Origin of the sequence: Rhizobacter sp. Root1221 (assembly GCF_001425785.1) — a bacterium.
GTDB lineage: Bacteria > Pseudomonadota > Gammaproteobacteria > Burkholderiales > Burkholderiaceae_C > Rhizobacter.
This window is the reverse complement of the sequence record NZ_LMDI01000012.1, coordinates 64,873-84,532: the sequence shown is the minus strand read 5'-3', so window position 1 is coordinate 84,532 and position 19,660 is coordinate 64,873. Positions and strand designations below refer to the sequence as shown.

Here is a 19,660-nt window from a genome sequence, read left to right as displayed (position 1 = left end):
GTTGAATCAGCGCCCGCCGAGCCCCCGCAGCAACGGCCCCAGCGCCTGCAGCAGCGGCGACACCGGGACCGGTTCGTCCGACCCCGGCCAGGTCGCCTCGACCTCGGCGATCTCCAGCCCCACGAGTTCATGCCGCGCGAGCACCTCGCAGGTGGCGTGCAGATCCGCGAACGACAGGCCACCGGGCACCTGGTACTCGGTGGGCACGAGGCCCGGGTCGAGCACGTCGCAGTCGACGTGCACGTACACCGGGCCGTCGCCCAGCGTGGCCTGCAGCCGCTCGGCCACGTGCAGGCCGGCCGGCACGTGGCGCAGCACACCGCGGTCGATCAGGGCCTGTTCTGCGGGATCGAGGTCGCGTGCGCCCACCAGCACCACGCGGTCGAGCGTGAGACCGGCGCCGAGGCCGGTGTCCCACCAGCCCGCGGCGCCGGTGAGCACGAGGCCGCCCAGGTAACCGCTGGTGGTGGTGTCGGGGGTGTTGCAATCGCCGTGGGCGTCGAACCAGACCACCTGCGCGTCGGGCCGCAGGCGGGCCACCACGGGCAGCGTGGCGAGGCTCGTGGCGCAGCGGCCGGTGGCACTCACCAGGCCATGCCCTGCGGCGAGGCGGCCGGCCACGTGGGCGGCCAGCGCCAGCAGCGAGGGCCGGGCCTGGGCGAGTTCATCGGCCCAGCCGAGGGCGCGCGGCGGCGACGGTTCACCCAGCACGGTGCAGGGTTGGTGCAGCACGCCAGCCAGCGTGTCGCCGAGCAGGCGGGCCGCGGCCATCGCACGCGGGTTGCGGTCGCCGGTGCGGCCGACGTAAGCGGTGAGGGCGGGGCTCATGGCGTGCAGGATACCGCGCATGCCTTCTCAGCCCGCGAGGATCAGGTCGGCGGCCTTCTCGGCAATCATGATGGTGGGCGCGTTGGTGTTGCCACCCACGAGCGTGGGCATCACCGACGCATCCACCACCCGCAGCCCCGCCAGGCCGCGCACGCGCAGCGCGGGGTCCACCACGGCCTGGTCGTCAGTGCCCATGCGGCACGTGCCCGCCGGGTGGTAGATGGTCTCGGCGCGCGCGTGGATCACCTCGCGCACCTCGGCGTCCGACACCACCCCCGCGGTGAACATGTCGCGGCCCAGCCGGGACGCGATGGCCGGGGCGTCGAGCAGGCGCCGGGTGAGGTGGTACCCCGCCACCATCTGTTCGATGTCGTCGGGGTGGTCCAGGTAGTTCGGGTCGATGCGCGGCGGATCGCGCATGTCGGGGGTTTCGGCGGTGACGGTGCCGCGGCTCTTCGGGCGCAGCACACACACATGGCACGACAGGCCGTGGCGCAGGTGCAGGCGCCGCGCGTGGTTTTCCACCAGCGCCACCACGAGGTGCAGTTGCACGTCGGGGGCCGGCGCCTCGGGCGTGGTCTTCAGGAACGCGCCCACTTCGGCGAAGTTGGTGGTGAGCTTGCCGCGGCGCTCGCGGTGATACTGCCATGCGGCCTGCAGGGCCGGCCACCAGCCGGGCGGCGAAAGGCCGACCAGCGCGGTGTCGGGCACGCGGTAGCCGAACGTGAAATCGAGGTGGTCCTGCAGGTTGCGGCCCACGCCGGGCAGGTGGTGGCGCAGCCGGATGCCGGTCTTCTGCAACGTGGCGCCATCACCCACGCCCGACACCTGCAGCAGCTGCGGGGTCTGCAGCGCACCACACGACAGGATCACCTCGCGCCGTGCGGCCAGCGTGTGGGTCTCGCCGCGGTGGGCCAGGTCGAGCCCCACCGCACGCTTGCCATCGAACCGCACCTGCAGCGCATGGGCCTGGGTGAACACCGCGAGGTTGGGACGTTCGGCCAGCACCGGGTGCAGGTAGGCCCGCGCGGCGCTGCAGCGTTCGCCGTCTTTCTGGGTGACCTGGTACACCCCCACCCCCTCCGGTTGCGCACCGTTGAAATCGGCGGTCAGCGGGAAGCCCGCCTGAAGCGCTGCCTCGAGGATGCGGGCGTGCCAGGGGCTGCCGGTGCGCAGGTCGGCCACGTTGAGCGGCCCGCCCTGGCCGTGGAAAGCGTCGTGCAGCCGTTCGTTGTGTTCGGCGCGGCGGAAGTACGGCAGCACGTCGGCGTACCCCCAGCCGGCGTTGCCGAGGGCGGCCCAATGGTCGTAGTCCACCGGGTGGCCGCGGGTGTAGATCATCGCGTTGATGCCCGACGAACCGCCGAGGCCCTTGCCCCGCGGCTGGTAGGCGCGCCGCCCGTTGAGCCCAGGCTGGGGCACTGACTCGAACTGCCAGTTGTTCAGCCGCGTGGGCAACATCGCGACGGTGCCCACCGGCACCCGCACCAGCAGGCCGGAGCCGTCGCCGCCCGCTTCGACCAGCGCCACCGACACCGCGGGGTCGGCACTCAGGCGGTTGGCGAGCACACAGCCCGCCGAACCACCGCCCACGATCACGAAGTCAAAGGTCTGGGACGGCGGCACGCGGGCTCCGGCATGAAGGGAACGCCGATGCTCGGAGGTGCAAGGGGCCCTGTCAAGCTGGGCTCTCAGCTCGCGTGGGCCGTGTCCTCGATGTCACCCTCGGCGCCATCGGCTTCCAGCAGCGGCTCGGCGGCTGCAGGCTTCCAGCTTCGGGCGGGCTCGGGCCGCTGCCCCGGCTCGGCCCGCAGGACCGGTTCGTACAGCGGCCACTGGCCCACGGTGCGCATCGCCTCCGCGATCCGGTTGTTCTGGTACTTGATGAAAAAGTCGATGCCGCGGTCGGCCTGCTTCTTGGGCTTCTCGCGCACCATCAGGATGGTCGGCTCCCACATCGCTGGCTGGGCGACGAAGTCGTCGAACTTCTGTTCGGTACGCTCGGCATCGTCTCCACGGCCAGCCTTGCGCTGGAGGTTGGCGAGCGACCGCAAACCGTCGAGCAGGGGGGCCACCTTCGGTTTCATGGCCTTGTCCATGTAGACCGTGGCGAACTTGTTCTCCTTGGCGAACAGGCGCGCTTGCGACAGCATGTCCTCCAACTGCGTTTCGGCAACGGCGTAGCGCATGCCCTCGCTCATGTCCTTGGGCAACTTGGCCGTGCCGTAGTTCACCCATGCATTCCACTCCCGGCGCACTTCGCGCTCGAAGGCGCCGAAGTCCAGGAAGTCCATCGCGCAGTCGCTGCGCACGGTATCGATCTTCTTGTCCCGGGTGAACAACGTGCAGAAGTGGGTGATCCCCTCGGCACGGACCTCCGCCGCGAATGCGAGGTCGACTGCGGTGGCGCTGATGCTGGCCTTCTGCTGAGCCTTGTCGGGGTCGACAGTCTTGTCACGCCATCCGGCCAACTGCACGCCAGCGCCGGCCCGCACGTTGACCTCGGTCTTGGTCTGCGCCGTAGAGTCCCGGTAGAGCGTGGTCATGTAGCCGGCCACTTCCGTCTGCGTCCGGGCCTGGTCTCTCTTTGTCTTGACGCCCCCCGCCATCGACAGGTTGACACGCCGTGGTCGATCATCCACCTCGCCGAGGCGCAGGCCCGCGAAGATGGAAGCGTTCGTCTCGGTCCCCGAGCTCTCGCGCACCGCGCCGTCGATCAGCCCGATGTTCAGGTTGTCATGGTGGGCCAGCAGCTCGCGCATCCAGTCGTCCGGGGCCGCTGTGTCGCCTTCGTGGGACGCCGCAAGGTCCAGCAGATGCTCGTACATGTCCATGAACTTCGCCATCAGCGCCGGCTCCTGGCCGCCGGAGAGCCGAAGCACGCGCAGCTGCACGCCGTTCTCGATGCCGACCTCGCGCTTTGCCCGCCAGTCGACGGTCCCGCCAGCGCCAACGCGCGCACCTTTTTCCTCGTCGCCCAGGCTCCACACATACCCGAGGTTGACGCCGGCGCCCCCCTGGACTTGCTGCGTGGTCTGCTCACCGAGTTGCAGGTACAGGCCGGTGCGGCCCATGTAGATCTCCAGCAGTTGGTCGTGGTTCGTCTGCTTGCCGGCGACGAGCTTGATGCCGATGCCGGTGGGCAGGCTTGCCACCGCCAGCGCGGCGGAGGCCGGCCCGGCATTGAGGCCCCACACCTTCTGGCCGATGAGCTTCAACCTGTCCCGCCATTCCAGGTTCTCGATCATGTCCCGTGTCAGGTCGAGAAGCCCTTGTGCCGAGGTCACCCGTGCAGGATCGCCATCGTGCAGCAGTCGATTCGCCCGGGTCATGGCGTCGTGCAGCTGCCCGCGCCAATATGCCATCGACGGTGTGTCCGTCTCGACGCCAGGGGACATCGGCGCCGCGGTGGGCAAGCGCTCGTGCAGCAGGTTCATGGCCTCCAGCACCGAAAGTTCTCCCGCTTTCAGTGCTTTCCATGTCGAATCCAGCTCGGGGTGGACGCCGCTGGCCACCACCTGCCCTCCACCCGTGAGCCGGGCCTCCTTCTCGAAATGCAGCAGCAGGTCGCCGTATCGCTGCTCGATCGCATCCAGGGCCTGGGCATCGAGCTTCATGGTGGTGAGGTCGGTGCCCTCGGGGTGCCATTGCACGTGGTAGGCGACCGCTTGCCACGCCAGTTCGCCACGCGAAGGAATCTGGCCGGGCGGCATCAATTGCCGTCGCGCGGCCAGATAGTCGTTGAGGTGCGACGCGGCTTCCTCCAGTGCCTTGGCCGCTTGTCGCGCCGGTGTCGGCAAGGCCGTCGCCGCACCGACGACCAGGCCTTCGGGCAGCGCGTTCAAGGGATTGGCCGGGGCGAACACCGAGGAGGAGGTTGCGGTCGCGCGATCTTTCAGCCACCCCACCGGCTTTTTCAGATGCTGATTCGCTTTGTCGTAGTCCGATCCAGGTTCATTGGTGTGATAGCCGTTGCGAAATGCACGGTAGGCCCCGCGTTCGTCGGCCGGGCAATCGGCCAGCGCCTGCACCGGATCGGCCGCGTGTGTGACGCGGCCGGCAGCACGTTGCGCCGAGGTGATCCAGTCGCGCAACGCCTCGCTGCCCTCCGGGACGCGGCGCCGCGCTTCGTCGGCCAGCAGGTAGACGCGTGCGGCCTCGGCCTGGGACGGCCCCAGGCAGGCGTCCGACGGCGCCAGCAGCAACTCCAGCATCTGCAGGCCGGAGGGCTCGTCGGCGAGAAGCCGGGCGAGATCCTCCGCGGCCACGCCGAGTTCGGACGATGCCTCGGTGACACCGGCCGGCGATACCAACTCGGCAAGGGTCATCCCCTGCACGGTGCGGACGAGTTCGGCTGCCCGCTGCGGGTCGCGGGCGGCCACGATGCCAAGCGCCTCGAACGCCATGTTCATCGCCAGGCTCTTCGGCATGGCTTCGGCCCCGAAAGGTGCCAGCCTGTCATCCAGTGAGACGCTCCAGGCACGAACGGCTTCGCGCAGCGGCTCGAGGTCGGTGGCGCCTGCGAATCCGGGGCAGGCCTCCAGCAACTCTTTGCAACTGGTCTCGTCGACCTCGGCATAAGACGCGATGGCCTGGACGGCGCCAGCTTTGGCCGGCGCGTGCACGGCTTCCCGCTTCTGGACGACTTGCTGCAGCGGCGCTTGCAGTGCGCGCAGGGCCTCGGCGGCCTTGCCATGCTCCCTCAGTTGCTGGTTCACGTGGGCCATGTGCCGGGATTGACCGGTCTGCCGCTCCAGCGCCTGCTGCCGGATCTCGAGATCACGGGCTTTCGTCTGCAGCAGCGACAGCGACTCGCGCTGATCCGCTTCGACCTCTTCCAACACGGCGACTTGCGACGTCAGGCTCGCGATCTTCTGTTCCCGCTCCTCCTGCCGCTGCTCGTCCGCCAGCAAGTCAGCCAGGCTATGCGACCCGTTCCCGACGGGGCGGGTGAGCGCTTGTTGCTCCCGCGCGAGCTCATCGCGCAGGCGCCTCAGCAGGTCACTCGTGGCGTCGAGCATGCCACTCTCGAATTCGATCGATTCGTGCGTGGACGCGCGTTCCGCGGCCGCGGCGATGACTTGCCTCGGCAGTTCGAGGAATCGGTACGCCCGCCGGGCGGACAGCGCGAGGTCACCCTCCGTCCGCTCCAGGTGGCCCGCCACCAACTCTACGGCAGCGGCCGCCTCGTTCACCGCGATGCCGGTGTCCAACGCGTCCTGCTCGGCCACCAGCAAGGCAGTGAAGGCCGCGATGATCTTTTGCGGGTCGCCCGGCACGATCTGGTGGACGTGGGCCGCATCAGGCTTCAGCGGGGTGCCGGCATAGCGCAGAAGCTGCGCATGGGGGGTCGGCTCGCCGCGAGCGAGGCCGATGACCTTGGCCGCACCTTTCGCGCCTTTCAACAGCGTCTTCTTGAGCGCGGACAGCCCGCGGCGTGGTGCCATGGACGGCGTTCCGGCCGCCTCATCGGCCTGTCGTTCGTTGCCGGCGCCTTCGATCAAGGCCCGAGCCCGCGCAGCGGGGTCGGCTTGCGGGGAGAGCATGTCGTTCCTGGCGACCAGGGGGTCGAGCGCCGACAGCTTGTGGTGGCTTTGCTGGCCCGGGGCGGGCTTGCCGGCGTGCGCCGTCGTGTTGCCCATGCCGGGCAAGCCGAAGGTGGTGGTCGTTGGACGCAACTTGGTGAAAAGGGTCATGGCGGTGTGGATGCAGGAGATTCGGAGATCGGAGGCGCGCAGTACCTACCGAGCCCAAGCTCCTGGGGATGCCAAAACCCTCGCTACCCGGCCAGTATTCGCCTCGGTCCGTTCAGGCCACACCGCACATGGCGAAGGCCTGTGCGGTGCAGCGAAGCCTGCGGAGCGGGACGCTAACCCGTATGGTCGCCGCTCGCCTCGGGCTGGTACGGGATGGCCTCGACCCGGGCGCCGTGGTGGCGCCCGTCCGGCGTGGTCCATGACGCCGTTTCACCCACCCGCAAGCCGAGCAATGCCACGCCCACGGGCGACAGCACGGACACCCGTCCGGTAGCCGGATCGGCCTCGGTCGGGTAGGCGAGGATCAGCAGCGAGCGTTCACCGGTGGTGGGGTCGGCCACCTGCACCTGCGAGTGCATCGTGACGATGTCGGGCGGCACGTCGCACGGCGGCACGGTGGACGCCCCGTCGAGCAGGCGCTCGAGCGGGCCGTCGGCGGCAGTCGGGTTGCGGCGCACGAGGGCAGAAAGGCGGACGTGATCGAGTTCGGAGAGCAGGCGCTCGTCCAGGGTGGTGGTTGCCATGGGCGTTCCAGTCGAGTCGAAGCGCGGGACGTGCGGCCCGGCGATCGGAAGGAATGCGCTGTGGAAGGAAAACGGGGGAGGGGGATCGCCGGGCTCAGGAATGTGCGGCGGGCAGCGGCCTGTGCCAGCCGGCCGCGACCGCGCGCGGCCGGCGGGACCGGTGGGCGGGGAACGGATGGCGGTGGTGCATCGGCCCATGATAGCCCGCGCCGGCGGCCCCTCATTTGCAGGGGTTCTCATCCAGATGAATGAGGAAGGGGGCCAACATGCTGGACTAGAGTGACTGAAAAACCAGCTCGCCCCGGGGAAATCGGCGTGCACCCATCGATCACCGGCGACCACCGCGGGCAACACGCGGGACTGCCTCGGTGACTACGCGGAACGATGGGTGCACGAGGACCCGTGGATCCAACGCATGGGGGGGCCGGCCGCTTCGACACCGCCAGCGCGGCCGAACTGGGCCAGCGCTTGCTGCCCGTCGAGGACCTGCGCGCCACGCACTTCTTCGGCGACTTCGTGCGCCACCACGACCTGGAAGGGATGATGAGCCTGAATGACAAGACGGGTGCGCGGCGACAGGCCGAACTGGTGCGCCTGGCGCTCGCCGGCTGACACCTCCCTCCCGGGGAAGGAGGTGACAGGGCGGCCGATCAGTGGCCTGCCGGCGCGAACACGCGCAAGCGGTGGCCGTCGGGATCGGTGGCCACGAAGGTGTAGCCGAAGTCCATCGCCACCGGCGCCTGCAGCACCGGCAGGCCGCGGGTGGACCACTCGTCGAACATGCGGCGCACGGTGTCGTCGCTGTCCACGGCGAAGGCCACCTCGGACCCGCCACCGCCGGCCGTGGCCGCGGGTTCGACGGTGTGGCGCGACCACAGGCCCAGCATGGTGCCGGAGGCCAGCGCGAACATCGCGAAGGTGGGGGACTCCTCCACCGGCGGGCGGCCGAGCAGCTGGGTGTAGAACCCGGCGCTGCGGGCAGGGCTGTCGACGTACAGCAGGATGAAGTTCGGGTCGATCATGGTGGGGTCGCTTTCGGAAGTCAGCTCGATGCCGGCCGGCCCGCCCCTCGGGATCCGGTACCGTTCGAGAAAACCGATGCTAGGCACCCACCCCACCCAGAACTGTCAGCAGTGAGTGTCAGTCCTGGCGCGCGACCCCCTCGTGGGCCGCCCAGTCTTTCAGCAGCGCGAGACGCCGGCGGGGGTATCGCTCGCCGCTGGGTTCGAACGACTGGATGCGGTCGAGCCGGAAATGCCGGGACGCCTGCCGCAGCTCGCACCAGGCCACGGCCACCCGCACGCGGTCGAAGAACCCGAGGGCAAACGGCCACACCACGCGCTCGCTGACGTCGCCCTGCGCATCGCGGTAGCGGAGCACGGCCTTCTGTTCCTCGCGCATGGCGCGGCGCCAGGCGGGAAGATGTTCAAGACCCGAGCCGTCGGCGTCACCCGGCCCGATCAGCAGCGAGGTGGCGTCGAGTTCGTGGCGCAGCTCGGCCGGCAGCACTGCGGCGATCTTCGCGAGCAGGTCGCGCGCACCGCGGGCCAGTTCAGGGTCGGTGCGTTTGGCCACCCAGCGGGCGCCCAGGGTCAGCGCCTCCAGCTCGGTGGTGGAAAACATCAGCGGCGGCAGCGTGAAATCGGGCCGCAGCAGGTAGCCCACGCCAGGCTCGCCGTCGATGTGTGCCCCTTGGGCCTGCAGGCTCGCGATGTCGCGGTACAACGTGCGCAGGCTGATGCCCAGCTCGGCGGCCAGCGTGGCGCCCCCCACCGGATGGCGGTACCGGCGCAGGCACTGCATCAGGTCGAGCAGGCGCTCGGCGCGTGACACGGCTAAGTGGTGCCCCGTGCGCGGTCGGCCTTGAACTGCGCGACAAACGCCGGGAACGTGCCGGCCTCCAGCGCCTCGCGCACTTCGCGCATCAGGTTCACGTAGTAGTGCAGGTTGTGGATGCTGCCGAGCATGGGGCCGAGCATTTCGCCACACCGCTCCAGGTGGTGCAGGTAGGCCCGGCTGAAGTTCTGGCACGTGTGGCACGTGCAGGTCTCGTCCACCGGGCGCTCGTCGGTGCGGTAGCGGCTGTTGCGCAGCCGCACGTCGCCGAACCGGGTGAACAGGTGGGCGTTGCGCGCGTTGCGGGTGGGCATCACGCAGTCGAACATGTCGACACCGGCGGCCACGCCTTCCACCAGGTCTTCCGGTGTGCCCACGCCCATGAGGTAGCGGGGCTTGTGGGCGGGCAGCCGGTGGGGCGTGTGCGCCATGATGCGCTGCATCTCGGGCTTGGGTTCGCCCACGCTGACGCCGCCGATGGCGTAACCCGGCAGGTCGAGGTCCACCAGCGTGTTGAGCGATTCCTCGCGCAGGTGCTCGAACATGCCGCCCTGCACGATGCCGAACAGCGCGTTCGGGTTTTCGTTGCGGTTGAATTCGTCGAGGCAGCGCTTGGCCCAGCGCAGGCTGAGTTCCATCGACACGCGGGCTTCGCGTTCGGTGGTCAGGTGGCCCTTGGTCTCGTACGGCGTGCATTCGTCGAACTGCATGACGATGTCGCTGTTGAGGGCCCGCTGGATCTGCATGCTGATCTCGGGGGTCAGGAACAGCTTGTCGCCGTTGACGGGGGAGGCGAAACGCACCCCTTCCTCGCTGATCTTGCGCATGTCGCCGAGGCTCCACACCTGGAAGCCGCCGCTGTCGGTCAGGATGGGCTTGTTCCAGGATTCGAAGCGGTGCAACCCGCCGAACTGGTTCAGGACGTCGATGCCCGGGCGCAGCCACAGGTGGAAGGTGTTGCCGAGGATGATCTGTGCACCCATGGCCTCGAGCGACGACGGCAGCACGCCCTTGACGGTGCCGTAGGTGCCGACGGGCATGAACACGGGGGTCTCGACCACGCCGTGGTTGAGGGTGAGGCGGCCGCGGCGCGCGTGGCCGTCGGTATGGAGCAATTCGAACTGGAGCATCCGGCGATTGTCGCAGCGCCGGAGCGCTTCAGTCGCCCGGCCAGCTGTAGCCCAGGCGGAATTCACGGGAACGGGCGTCGCCGTCCAACCGGTCCACGCCGTACGCCAGCTGCCAGCCGTGCCAGCCCCAGCCCACACCCACGCGGCGTTCGTGCAGGTCGTACCGGGCGGTCCACGTGGCGGCGCCGAGGCGGTGCTGCACCTTCACCTGGGGCAGGAACCCGAAACCGGGCACCCGGTCGGCCCCGGCGCTCCACAGCGTGGCCGGGCTCGAAGCCCAGCTGGCCACCACGTTGACGATGCCGGTCACGGTGCGGCGGCGCGTGGCCTGGGAGAAACGGCCCTGCACGAGCGGCTTGTAGATCACGAAGCCGTCGGCGTCGACCGCCTGGGTGTCGGTGCTGAGCACCGCGTCCTGCTGCGGCAGGCCGCGCCAGCGCAACCAGCCCGCGTCGCGCCACGACACCGCCACCGCGGCGTCCGCGCCAGACCAGCGCAGGCCGCCCTCCGTCAGCAGTGCCTGGCCGCGGCCGTCGTACGCCTGCTGGAACGGGTACTCGAGCCGGCTGTCGGTGCGGCGGTAGCGCAGGTCGAACTGCCAGCGTTGCAGCGCCGCGTCGTACGCGGCCGGGCCGTCGAGCTGGTACTCCCGCCACTGGCTCAGCACGAGGCCCTGCAGGCCGGCGTGGGCCGACCATCCGCCGGCCACGTCGAATGTCCCGCGCCACGCAGCACCCGCGCCGGCAAAACCCAGGTACTTCGCGTGCACGTTCCACTGGTGGCTCGCCTCGGGCGTGCCCTCGGACTCGACGGTGCGGGCCAGGTCGAACGCGTCGTGGGTGCCCACGAGCGTGGCGTTCTGGCGCGCGAGCAGGGACCAGGTGTGGCGCCCGCCGGTGCGTGACACCCGCAGCTCGTCGCGTGCATAGGCCACGTTGCGGCCGCCACGGGGGCGGAACTCGGCGGCCACGTCGTCCGCATCGAGGCGGTTGAGCGGCAACGCATCGGCATGGCGGGACGACGTCACGTCGACCGCCCACCCGCCGGCCAGCGCCAGCATCGGCACAAGAAGAAGCCCGAGGGGCAGACAACGATGGATCACGGAACACCTCGAAAAACGCGAACGGGCGGCCCGGCATCGCTGCCGGGCCGCCCGGGGATCAAGCCTGGGTCACAGGCCGATGTCGAGCGAGATGAAGGTCCCGTCCGTGAAGGTCAGCACCTTCGTCTGCGAACTGAGCTTGGCCACCACTTCCGTGCCGTTGAGCAGCAGGTCGGCTTCGGTCGCGCCCTTCGCCCAGGTCATCGACAGGTTCGACGCCGCTTCGGTGAGCTTCGTCGTGTACGAACCGTCGGCCTGGCGCGTGGCGACGATGCCGATCACGAGCTTCGGCGTGCCGGCCACCAGCGACCGGTACTGCATCGTCACCGACGCCGGGCCGTCCTCGTGGCTGCCCTGGGCGGTGTTGACCGTCAGTTCGAGCTTCGGCCGGGTGGGGGCCGTCACCGAACCGGCGAAGCTCACCGACGTGGTGAAGAAGTTCGCGGCCGTGTCTGCATTGACGGCGTTGGCCGTGTAGTTGGCGTAGCCGGTGACGGCGGCCGTCAGCGTGCCAGTCAGGAACTCGGTCGCACCGGTGTCGGTGATGTTGCGCAGCGAACCGCTCAGCGTGACCTTCGTGGGGATGTGCGACGTCAGGGACTTGTCCCAGCTCGAATCGGTCAGCGCAAACGACCCGGCGAACTCGGCCGACGGCGTGGTCCACAGAATGTCGAGCGAACCGGTCGCGAGGTCACCGCCCGCGGGGTCGACCGCGGTGGGGGCGTTGCGGGCCACGAGGTTGTCGTTGGCATCCCACGACACCGGGATCTCCGACGTCGAACCCGAGTTGACCTTCAGCGTGCCCAGCAGCACGGCGTTCGCGTCGTACGACTTGGCGGTGCCGGAGAACGTCGATGACGACATGTTCTGTGCGTCGATGGTACGGGTGCCCGTCAGGTCGACCGTGGTCTTCTGGTTGGCCAGCTCGTTCGTGCCGGACTTGAACGCACCGGCGAGGTCACCCTGCATCGAGAATGCCGTGATGCGGCCGTTGGTCAGCGTGGTGGAACCGGCGCCGGTCACCGAGGTCAGCAGCGCCACGTTGGCGGTCTGCGTGCAGGTGGTCGTGCAGGTCTGCACCGTGCGGCGCGGACGGGTGCTGTACGTGAACGAGCCGTTCGCGCCCGGCTCGATCGAAAAGCCGTGGCGCCAGCGGGTGGTCTCAATGCCGCCGTTGATCGCCACGCGCGTCACGTAGTACTGGGCCGAGCAGCCGATGAACCTGGCTTCTTCCGGCGTGGTCGCGAGCACGTCGTTGACTGCCGTGGTGTACAGCTGGCACGACACGGCCGGCATGCTGCCGCTGCCCAGGCTTTGGCCGTTCGCGATCTCGTCGGCACTGCCGCGGTTGCGCCCGTTCGGGCCGCGGCCTGCGAGGTAGTCGTTGTACATGTCGAGGCCCGTCAGGATGGCCCCGACGTCCTTGACGAGCAGCTCGGCAGGCGCTTGCACACCGTCCATCGCCTCGCGGAACTTGAAGGCTTCCTGGTTCGCCGCGCCGGTGGCGATCGACGTGGCGCCGCCCTGGCTGAACAGCGATTGGAAGTCGCTGCGCAGGCCGGTGAACAAGGCCGTGGCGGCGTTGATGGCCGTCAGGTTGCCGGGCGTGGCCGGCGTGCCGTCACCTTGCAGGTTCGTGGCGACGGTGTTGATGGTGCCAGCGTCCACGGTGGTGCCCGCGGTCAGCACCGGGTCGGCAACCACGGCCTGGGCGGTCTGCACGAGGGTGGCGGCCACGTCGACACCACCCACGGTGCCCGGCTTGGTCGACTCGATCGTGGTGGCCGAGGCGAGCGCCTGCACCACGCACTGCGTGCGGACGCCGAGGTCGCCGGTCGTGCAGCCGAGGCCACTGTCGTTGGCCAGCTTGGACACCGCGGTGAGCATCACGGCGAACGTCTGCTGCTCGGGGCCCGAGGCGTCCTGGATGGTCGTGGGCTTGACCGTCGTCGGGTCGAAACCGAGCAGCTGGCGCACGTTCGACAGCGCCTGCGTGGCATTGGCGGCAGTGATGCCACCGGTGGCCTTCGTGGCGGCGGCGGCGGCCAGTTCGCTGAACGGGCTCACGTAGGCCGTGAGAGGCGCGGAGCCCGTGGACGGGGCGACGACCAGCGCGCGGAGCGCGAAGTCGGCCGGCAGGGCCACGGGAACACCGGTGACTTCGTCGAGTTCGCGGGTGTCCGTGGTGCTGGTCACGCGCACCACGTATGGCGTGCCCCGCGTGGCGTTGAATGACGGCAGCGTGTACTCGCCCTTGTCGTTGGTCGGGATGGTGGCGAGCACGGTGGCCAGGTCGGCCGAGCCGTCGGCCTTGACCGGGTGCACCGACACCACCGCGAACTGCAGCACACCCTTGGCCGCCACGCCGGCGAGCGAGACGCTCGTGCCATTGTCGGCCGGGACGCTGTCACCGCCACCACCACCGCCGCCACAAGCGGCGCTCAGGCCCGCGACCGCGAGGGCCGCCCAGAGGTTCTTCAGTTGCATCGTGTGTTCTCCGTGAATCCAGGCGCCTCCCCGGCGCCCCTTGGCTGACGCGGACTCCGACCGAAATCCGCCTGCCACGACTGTGTCAGCGCGGACACGTGGCCGGGATCGGTGTGACGGATGAACGCATCCCCCGCCGGCATCGGCCATTCGGCCGACGGCTGCATCCATAATCGGCCGTCTCCGCGACCTTGCCCCGCATGAAAACGCTTCTCGTCGACGATCACACCTTGTTCCGGGAAGGCCTGGCGATGCTGATCTCGCACGGGTTCCCGCAGGTGGAGCTGCTGCAGGCCGGTGACCTGGCCGAGGCGCTCGCGGCCATCGCATCGGCAGGAGACGTGGGCCTCGTGCTGCTCGACCTGGCACTGCCCGACAGCACGGGCCTGCACGGCCTGCGGCGGCTGCGCGAACAGGCGCCCGAAATCACGGTGGTGGTGCTGTCGGCCGACGAATCCCCGGAAACCGTGCTGGCCGCCATCGACGCCGGGGCGGCGGGCTTCGTGCCCAAGACCGCGCGGTCGGGTGTCATGCAGGCGGCGCTGCGCGTGGTGCTGGCCGGCGGGGTCTACCTGCCCCCCACGGTGCTGGGCCATGCCCGGCCGGCGGCAGAGCCCGTCACGCCCGAACCCGGCGACACCGACCCCACCGGGCTGTCACCTCGCCAAGCCGACGTGCTGCGATTGCTGGTGGCCGGCAAACCGAACAAGCTGATCTGCCGCGAACTCGACCTGTCCGAATCCACGGTGAAGACCCACCTCGCGGCCATCTTCCGCAAGCTCGACGTCACGTCGCGCACGCAGGCGGTGGTGGCTGCCGCGCGGCTGGGATTGCGGCTGGGCGCCTAAGCGATCTCGCCCAGCGGCGACGACTGCGTCGCCTGCAACACCGCGGCCAGCAGCGCCTCGGTGCGGAACGGCTTGTGCAGCACCGGCACACCCGACGCCTCCAGCAGCGTGAGGTCGCCGGGGGACGTGTCCCCGGTCACCACCATGGCCCGTGTGGCCCCGCAACGCTGGCGCACCAGTTCGATGACCACGAGGCCGCTGCCCCCCGGCAGGCGCTGGTCGGTGATGACGAGGTCGGTGAAATCACCCCGCTGCGGCGCGCCCACGGGGGGCAACGCGGCACGCAGCGCGGGCACCCCGTCGAACGCCTGAACGACGGCGCCCCAGGCCGCGAGGCGTGCGGCGAGCCCCTCGCGCACGGCATCGTCGTCTTCCACCAGCAGCACACGCAGGCCGTCGAGGGGCCGGGTGGCCGGGTCGTGTGGCACGGCGCGCACCGCGGCCCGCCGCTCTGCGGCACCGCGGGGCAGGCGGAGGCTGAAACACGAGCCACGGCCCGGCACCGACCGCAGGCCGAGCGGGTGCCCCATCACGGCGGCGCTGCGCCGCACGATCGACAGCCCGAGGCCCAGGCCCCGGGTGCGCTGGCGCGCGGCGTTGCCCACCTGCACGAATTCCTCGAACACGGCGGACTGGTCCTCCGGGGCGATGCCGATGCCGGTGTCCCACACCTGGACCAGCACGTCGCCGGCCCCCCGCGCCCGCGCGGTGACCAGCACGCCACCCCGTTCGGTGTAACGCACCGCGTTGCTGACGAGGTTGCGCAGCACCTGGTCGAGCAGCACGGGGTCGGTCTGGGCCGCGAGCGGCGTGGCGCGGAACACCAGGCGGATGCCCTTGCGGCCCGCGGTCTCGGCCTCGTGCAGCGCGATGGCGTCGAAGAGGGGCTGCAGCGCCACCCGCGCCGGCCGCGCCCGCACCGTGCCGGACTCGAGCCGCGACAGGTCGAGCAGGCCGCGCAACATCGTTTCCATGGACGCCACGGCCTCGTCCACGCGGTCGATCATGGCCTGCAACGGCCGCGCCGAGATCTGCTCGCGCAGCAGGCTCACCATCAGCCCGATGGCGGCCACCGGCTGGCGCAGGTCGTGGCTGGCCGACGCGAGGAAACGCGACTTGGTGGCGTTGGCGTTCTGCAATGCGCGCGTGCGCTGCGTCACCCGCTGCTCGAGTTCGACGTTGAGCCGCTCGGCCTCACCCACCGCCGTGACCAGCCGGCTCATCGTCATCACACTGTAGACACCGAACGCAAACGGCATCACGAGGGGCACCCAGAACGAATGGGTCACCGGCAGCAAGCCCTGCTGGAACACATGGTCGTGCAACCCGGCCAGGATGACGCAGGAAAAGGCGATGGCGAGCACCACGTGGATCGCATCGCGCCGCACGCGGGCCACCTGCCACAGCAGCCACGACGACACGAACCCGCCCACCACCAGCAGCGGGTAGACGACGATGCGAATCCACGGCATCCACCCGAGGGGCCCGGCGGCCACCGCCGCCAGCGGCACACCGAGGCCTGCCACCAGCAACAAGGTGTCCACCCACGGCCGCTGGGACCGGGGCACCTGCAGGCTGCGCGCGAAACCGGCGAACAGGGCGATGGTCCACACCTGCACCGAGAAGAACAGCCAGTCGGTGACCGGGGGTGGCAGCAGCGAAAACTCGGCGAAGTACGCGTAGTTGCGCAGCGACCCGAGGAACGCGAGCAGCCCGAACATGCCGATGGTGGTTTCCGAGCGGCGGCGGGCCCACACCAGCAGCAGGAACAGCGACAGCGCCGTCATGCCCATGTTGAGGGCGCGCGGGAGTTCGCGGTCGAGCACCAGGGCATGTTCGTGCGCCTCGCGCTGGACCGCGGGCAACGCGATGGACCCGTCGGACAGGCCACCCCGGTTGCGGTACCGCATGTCCAGCACCAGTTCGTTGCGGCCCACCCGCAGCATCGGGGCCGACAGCGCCAGCAGGTCGGCCATGCCGTGTTCGTTGCCGGCAAAACTCTCGTTGCCGATGAGGTGGCCGTTGAGCGTGACCTGCCGCGTCGAGCTGATGCGGGTGAACCGGGCCGCCAGGCCGCCGGCCGGCACGGACGGCAGGTCGAACACCAGCCGGTAGCGTGCACTGCCCGTGGTGGGACGCTTGCGGGCGCCCCAGGTGTCGGGCAGTTGCACCGCGGTCTCGTGCGTGTCGCCGACGCCCTGGAACCACGCCTCCTGCAACACGACGGGTGTAAACACCTCCGCCGCGTGCGCGCCGAATGCCAGCGCACACCACAGCAGCAGGCAGGCCCATCGGAGGCGGCGGAATGGCATGCGCGATTGTCCCCGTGAAGCCGGCGCGCGGGTATTCGCCCAAATGGCCGATCAGGGCTGCTTCGGCTCGCGCTGCACCAGCATCACCGTCTTGTTCCGGTCCTCGACGATCCACAGGCGCCCGCTGCGGTCCACCGTGAGGCCGGTGGGTGCCCCCTTCGGGCGCACGTCGGGTGAGGCTGCCCAACCGCCCACTACCTCCACCGGCGGACCCGCAGGCACCCCCTTGGCGTCGACCTTCATCGCCATCACCCGCTGCCCGGTGGGCCGATGGCCGTGCCAGGCCACCAGCACCTGGCCGGCCCACGGGCTCGGGTTGCCCACGGGCACCGCCAGCAGTTGCAGCGGCGCCGCATGGGCCGGCCAGCCCTGCAGCGGCGCCTCGGTGTTGCGGCACAGGTTCGCCTTCTCATAACCCCGGGCCGGCACCCGGTCGCCCACGCAGTACGGCCAGCCGTGGCGGCTGCCGTCGCGCAACACGTTGAGTTCCTCGGGGGGCTGGGTGGCCTCCGGGTAGTCGATGGAGTTCTCGCCCTGCAGCAGCGTGCCGCCCACCCACGCGAGCGCCACCGAGTTGCGCAGGCCGGTGGCGTAGGGCCGCAGCGACTTGAGCGCCGGGCTGCCGTCGCCCAGCACCGCCTCGTAGACGGCCGCGCGCGGCTTGGCGCCTTCCACCTCGGGGCACGGCGCGGGCTGGCGGCCGCCGTCGTCGCGGCAGGCATCACTGGCCGACCCCACGTTGATGAACAGCCGCCCGTTCGGGCCGAAGGCGATTTCCTTCAGCGGGTGGGCACCGTCGGACGGCAGGCCATCGACCACCACCTCCTGCACCACCGGGCCCGTGGTGGCGGTGCGCCAGATGCGGCCGGCCTCGCCGATGTAAGCCTTGCCATCGGGCCCGATCACGAGCGCGAGGGGCCGATCGAGCTTGCTGGCGAGGGTGTTGATGCGCACCCGCTCGGCGGGGTCGGCCGCACCCTCGTTGAGCGTCATCTCGAGCAGGCGGCCCTGCCTGGGCTCCCAGTTGCCCATGTCGATGATCCAGAACCGGTTGGGCGCCAGTTCGACGATGCGCCGCGGAAACCGCAGCCCACGGGTGTTGTCGGCCACGAGCGCCATGCAGTACCCGGCGGGCACCGCGACGTCGACCTTCGGGAACGCCCCGCACGTGCCCTTCGGCGTGTAGGGCGCCGCGCTGGCCGCCGTCACCGTCCCGAGGGCCAGGGCCCCCGCCACGAGCCATTTCATCGGGACTCCTCGTTGTCGTGGCGTTCGAGCAGCATCGCGTCGCCGTAGCTGAAAAAGCGGTAGCGGTGGTCGATGGCGTGGCGGTACAACGCCATCACCCGCGAGTGTCCGGCCAGCGCACTCACGAGCATCAGCAGCGTGCTCTTGGGCAGGTGGAAGTTGGTCACCAGCACGTCCACCACGTGGAAGCGGAACCCCGGCGTGATGAAGATGGACGTGTCGCGGCTGCCGGCCTCCAGCGTGCCGGACGCGGCCGCCGATTCGAGCGCGCGCAACGTGGTGGTGCCCACGGACACCACCCGGCCGCCGGCCGCCTTCGTGGCCGCGATGGCGTCCACGGTGGCCTGCGGCACGTCGAACCACTCGCTGTGCATGCGGTGTTCGGCCAGGTTGTCGGTGCGAACCGGCTGGAAGGTGCCGGCACCCACGTGCAGCGTGACGGCCGCCCGTTTCACGCCGCGGGCGTCGAGCGCAGCCAGCAGGGCCTCGTCGAAGTGCAACGCGGCCGTTGGCGCGGCGGCCGCCCCCGGCCGGGCGGCGAACACGGTCTGGTAGCGGCGTTCGTCCTCCGCGCTGTCGGCGTGGGTGATGTACGGCGGCAGCGGCACGTGGCCGTGCCGTTCCAGCAGGGCGAACGGTTCGCCGGGAAACCGCAGGTGGAACAAGGAATCTTCCGGTCCCGCCCGGCCCAGCACGTCGGCGTCGAAGTGGCTCGCACCATCGCCGCTGACAAAGCGCACACGGCCACCGGCCTTCGGCGACTTGCTGGCACGCAGGTGCATCAGCACCTCATGGCCGGGCAGCACCCGCTCCACCAGCGCCTCGACCGACCCGCCACTGGCCTTGGCCCCCAGCAGGCGCGCCTTGATGACCCGCGTGTCGTTGAACACGAGCAGGTCACCGGCCCTCAGGAGGCCGGGGAGGTCGCGGAAGATGCGGTCTGCCGGCGGCTCGGTGGTGCCGTCGAGCAGGCGCGAGCCACTGCGTTCGGCCGCGGGGTGCTGGGCGATCAGCTCGGGCGGCAGGTCGAAATCGAAATCGCCGAGCGTGTAGGAACGGGACATTGGAACGGAGGACCGGTCAGCGGGGCACCGCGTTGCGGAAGCCCGGGTCGATGAACAGGAGGCCCACGAGCTTGCTGTAGACGTTGCCCTGCTCACGGGTCACGTTGGCGTTGGCACCCCACGTGCTGGACGTGCGCAGTTCGCGGTCGTACACGACCCGGCCGCCGGCCACGGTGACGATGAACCGGGCGGCCACGCTGCCGCTCGTCTTGCCCATGTCGGCATCGACCAGCGTGCCCTGGATGGACGCGCCGGCGTTGCTGTCGAACATGCCGGCCCCTTGCAGCTCGGTGGTGAGCGTGTCCTTCAGGAAACGGGCCTCGGTGGGGCGCTTGTCGTTGACGGACTGGAAATCGCCCACGGCCACCGGGCGGATGCCGGCGGCCTTGATCTTCGAGAAGTTGTCGACGGTGGTCGTCGTCGAGTCGGGCGGGGTCTGGGCGCAACCGGCCACCAGCGCGGCGGCGGCCAGGACAAGGGCGGGCACCACGCGGGGAAGGAGGGTCTGGGTCATGACAAGGATCC

The 19,660-nt window shown here is 70.1% G+C and carries 15 protein-coding genes; 2 read left to right on the top strand and 13 right to left on the bottom strand.

Going from position 1 to position 19,660, the window contains the following annotated elements; all coding sequences use genetic code 11:
- Positions 1-6 precede the first annotated feature (6 nt).
- The 4 genes from ASC87_RS10185 to ASC87_RS10170 form a co-directional block, all read right to left on the bottom strand.
- Complete coding sequence (locus ASC87_RS10185; RefSeq protein WP_056660453.1) at positions 7-849, bottom strand: arginase family protein; 843 nt, start codon at positions 847-849, stop codon at positions 7-9.
- Positions 850-855: 6 nt separating this feature from the next.
- The gene (locus tag ASC87_RS10180; protein WP_056660450.1) at positions 856-2,454 is read right to left on the bottom strand and encodes a GMC family oxidoreductase; all 1,599 of its coding nucleotides are present in this window, start codon (positions 2,452-2,454) and stop codon (positions 856-858) included.
- A gap of 65 nt (positions 2,455-2,519) precedes the next feature.
- Positions 2,520-6,524 (bottom strand): XopZ family type III secretion system effector, encoded by a 4,005-nt coding sequence (gene xopZ, locus ASC87_RS10175; protein WP_056660447.1) that lies wholly within the window; start codon positions 6,522-6,524, stop codon positions 2,520-2,522.
- 173 nt (positions 6,525-6,697) lie between these two features.
- Complete coding sequence (locus ASC87_RS10170) at positions 6,698-7,108, bottom strand: GreA/GreB family elongation factor (RefSeq protein WP_056660444.1); 411 nt, start codon at positions 7,106-7,108, stop codon at positions 6,698-6,700.
- 402 nt (positions 7,109-7,510) lie between these two features.
- Between ASC87_RS10170 and ASC87_RS10165 the strand changes: the two genes are divergently transcribed.
- Positions 7,511-7,720: a hypothetical protein gene (locus ASC87_RS10165; RefSeq protein ID WP_056660441.1), complete on the top strand. Its 210-nt coding sequence runs from the start codon at positions 7,511-7,513 to the stop codon at positions 7,718-7,720.
- A 38-nt stretch (positions 7,721-7,758) separates the two neighbouring features.
- On the opposite strand, the gene ASC87_RS10160 is transcribed toward ASC87_RS10165, so the two are convergent.
- From ASC87_RS10160 to ASC87_RS10140, 5 genes are all read right to left on the bottom strand, one after another.
- A complete protein-coding gene (locus tag ASC87_RS10160; RefSeq protein ID WP_056661209.1) occupies positions 7,759-8,130 on the bottom strand; it encodes a VOC family protein in 372 nt (123 codons plus the stop codon).
- Between the two features lie 118 nt (positions 8,131-8,248).
- The gene (locus tag ASC87_RS10155) at positions 8,249-8,941 is read right to left on the bottom strand and encodes a YafY family protein (RefSeq protein ID WP_056660438.1); all 693 of its coding nucleotides are present in this window, start codon (positions 8,939-8,941) and stop codon (positions 8,249-8,251) included.
- Positions 8,942-8,943: 2 nt separating this feature from the next.
- On the bottom strand, positions 8,944-10,074 hold the full coding sequence (tgt, locus tag ASC87_RS10150) for a tRNA guanosine(34) transglycosylase Tgt (RefSeq protein WP_056660435.1): 1,131 nt from the start codon (positions 10,072-10,074) through the stop codon (positions 8,944-8,946).
- 28 nt (positions 10,075-10,102) lie between these two features.
- Entirely contained in the window at positions 10,103-11,176 is a 1,074-nt protein-coding gene (locus ASC87_RS10145) for a hypothetical protein (RefSeq protein WP_157603951.1), read from the bottom strand.
- Positions 11,177-11,245: 69 nt separating this feature from the next.
- Entirely contained in the window at positions 11,246-13,663 is a 2,418-nt protein-coding gene (locus ASC87_RS10140) for a hypothetical protein (RefSeq protein ID WP_056660429.1), read from the bottom strand.
- 200 nt (positions 13,664-13,863) lie between these two features.
- Between ASC87_RS10140 and ASC87_RS10135 the strand changes: the two genes are divergently transcribed.
- Entirely contained in the window at positions 13,864-14,511 is a 648-nt protein-coding gene (locus ASC87_RS10135) for a response regulator transcription factor (protein ID WP_056660426.1), read from the top strand.
- Here ASC87_RS10135 and ASC87_RS10130 read toward each other — a convergent pair.
- The 4 genes from ASC87_RS10130 to ASC87_RS10115 are packed head-to-tail and all read right to left on the bottom strand — an operon-like array spanning position 14,508 to position 19,649.
- A complete protein-coding gene (locus ASC87_RS10130) occupies positions 14,508-16,823 on the bottom strand; it encodes an ATP-binding protein (protein WP_056660423.1) in 2,316 nt (771 codons plus the stop codon). The genes ASC87_RS10135 and ASC87_RS10130 overlap by 4 nt on opposite strands.
- Positions 16,824-16,874: 51 nt before the next feature.
- Complete coding sequence (locus ASC87_RS10125) at positions 16,875-18,071, bottom strand: sorbosone dehydrogenase family protein (RefSeq protein WP_056660419.1); 1,197 nt, start codon at positions 18,069-18,071, stop codon at positions 16,875-16,877.
- Positions 18,068-19,135: a tRNA preQ1(34) S-adenosylmethionine ribosyltransferase-isomerase QueA gene (gene queA / locus ASC87_RS10120; RefSeq protein ID WP_056660414.1), complete on the bottom strand. Its 1,068-nt coding sequence runs from the start codon at positions 19,133-19,135 to the stop codon at positions 18,068-18,070. Before queA ends, ASC87_RS10125 begins: the two co-directional genes overlap by 4 nt.
- 16 nt (positions 19,136-19,151) lie before the next feature.
- The gene (locus ASC87_RS10115; protein ID WP_056660411.1) at positions 19,152-19,649 is read right to left on the bottom strand and encodes a hypothetical protein; all 498 of its coding nucleotides are present in this window, start codon (positions 19,647-19,649) and stop codon (positions 19,152-19,154) included.
- Between the last annotated feature and the right edge of the window lie 11 nt (positions 19,650-19,660).

Bases quoted from the DNA above. Each gene is read 5' to 3' on its own strand.
- queA (WP_056660414.1), bottom strand. From the start codon at position 19,135: ATGTCCCGTTCCTACACGCTCGGCGATTTCGATTTCGACCTGCCGCCC.
- ASC87_RS10125 (WP_056660419.1), bottom strand. From the start codon at position 18,071: ATGAAATGGCTCGTGGCGGGGGCCCTGGCCCTCGGGACGGTGACGGCG.
- ASC87_RS10170 (WP_056660444.1), bottom strand. From the start codon at position 7,108: ATGGCAACCACCACCCTGGACGAGCGCCTGCTCTCCGAACTCGATCAC.
- ASC87_RS10185 (WP_056660453.1), bottom strand. From the start codon at position 849: ATGCGCGGTATCCTGCACGCCATGAGCCCCGCCCTCACCGCTTACGTC.
- ASC87_RS10140 (WP_056660429.1), bottom strand. From the start codon at position 13,663: ATGCAACTGAAGAACCTCTGGGCGGCCCTCGCGGTCGCGGGCCTGAGC.
- ASC87_RS10130 (WP_056660423.1), bottom strand. From the start codon at position 16,823: ATGCCATTCCGCCGCCTCCGATGGGCCTGCCTGCTGCTGTGGTGTGCG.
- xopZ (WP_056660447.1), bottom strand. From the start codon at position 6,524: ATGACCCTTTTCACCAAGTTGCGTCCAACGACCACCACCTTCGGCTTG.
- tgt (WP_056660435.1), bottom strand. From the start codon at position 10,074: ATGCTCCAGTTCGAATTGCTCCATACCGACGGCCACGCGCGCCGCGGC.
- ASC87_RS10115 (WP_056660411.1), bottom strand. From the start codon at position 19,649: ATGACCCAGACCCTCCTTCCCCGCGTGGTGCCCGCCCTTGTCCTGGCC.
- ASC87_RS10160 (WP_056661209.1), bottom strand. From the start codon at position 8,130: ATGATCGACCCGAACTTCATCCTGCTGTACGTCGACAGCCCTGCCCGC.
- ASC87_RS10135 (WP_056660426.1), top strand. From the start codon at position 13,864: ATGAAAACGCTTCTCGTCGACGATCACACCTTGTTCCGGGAAGGCCTG.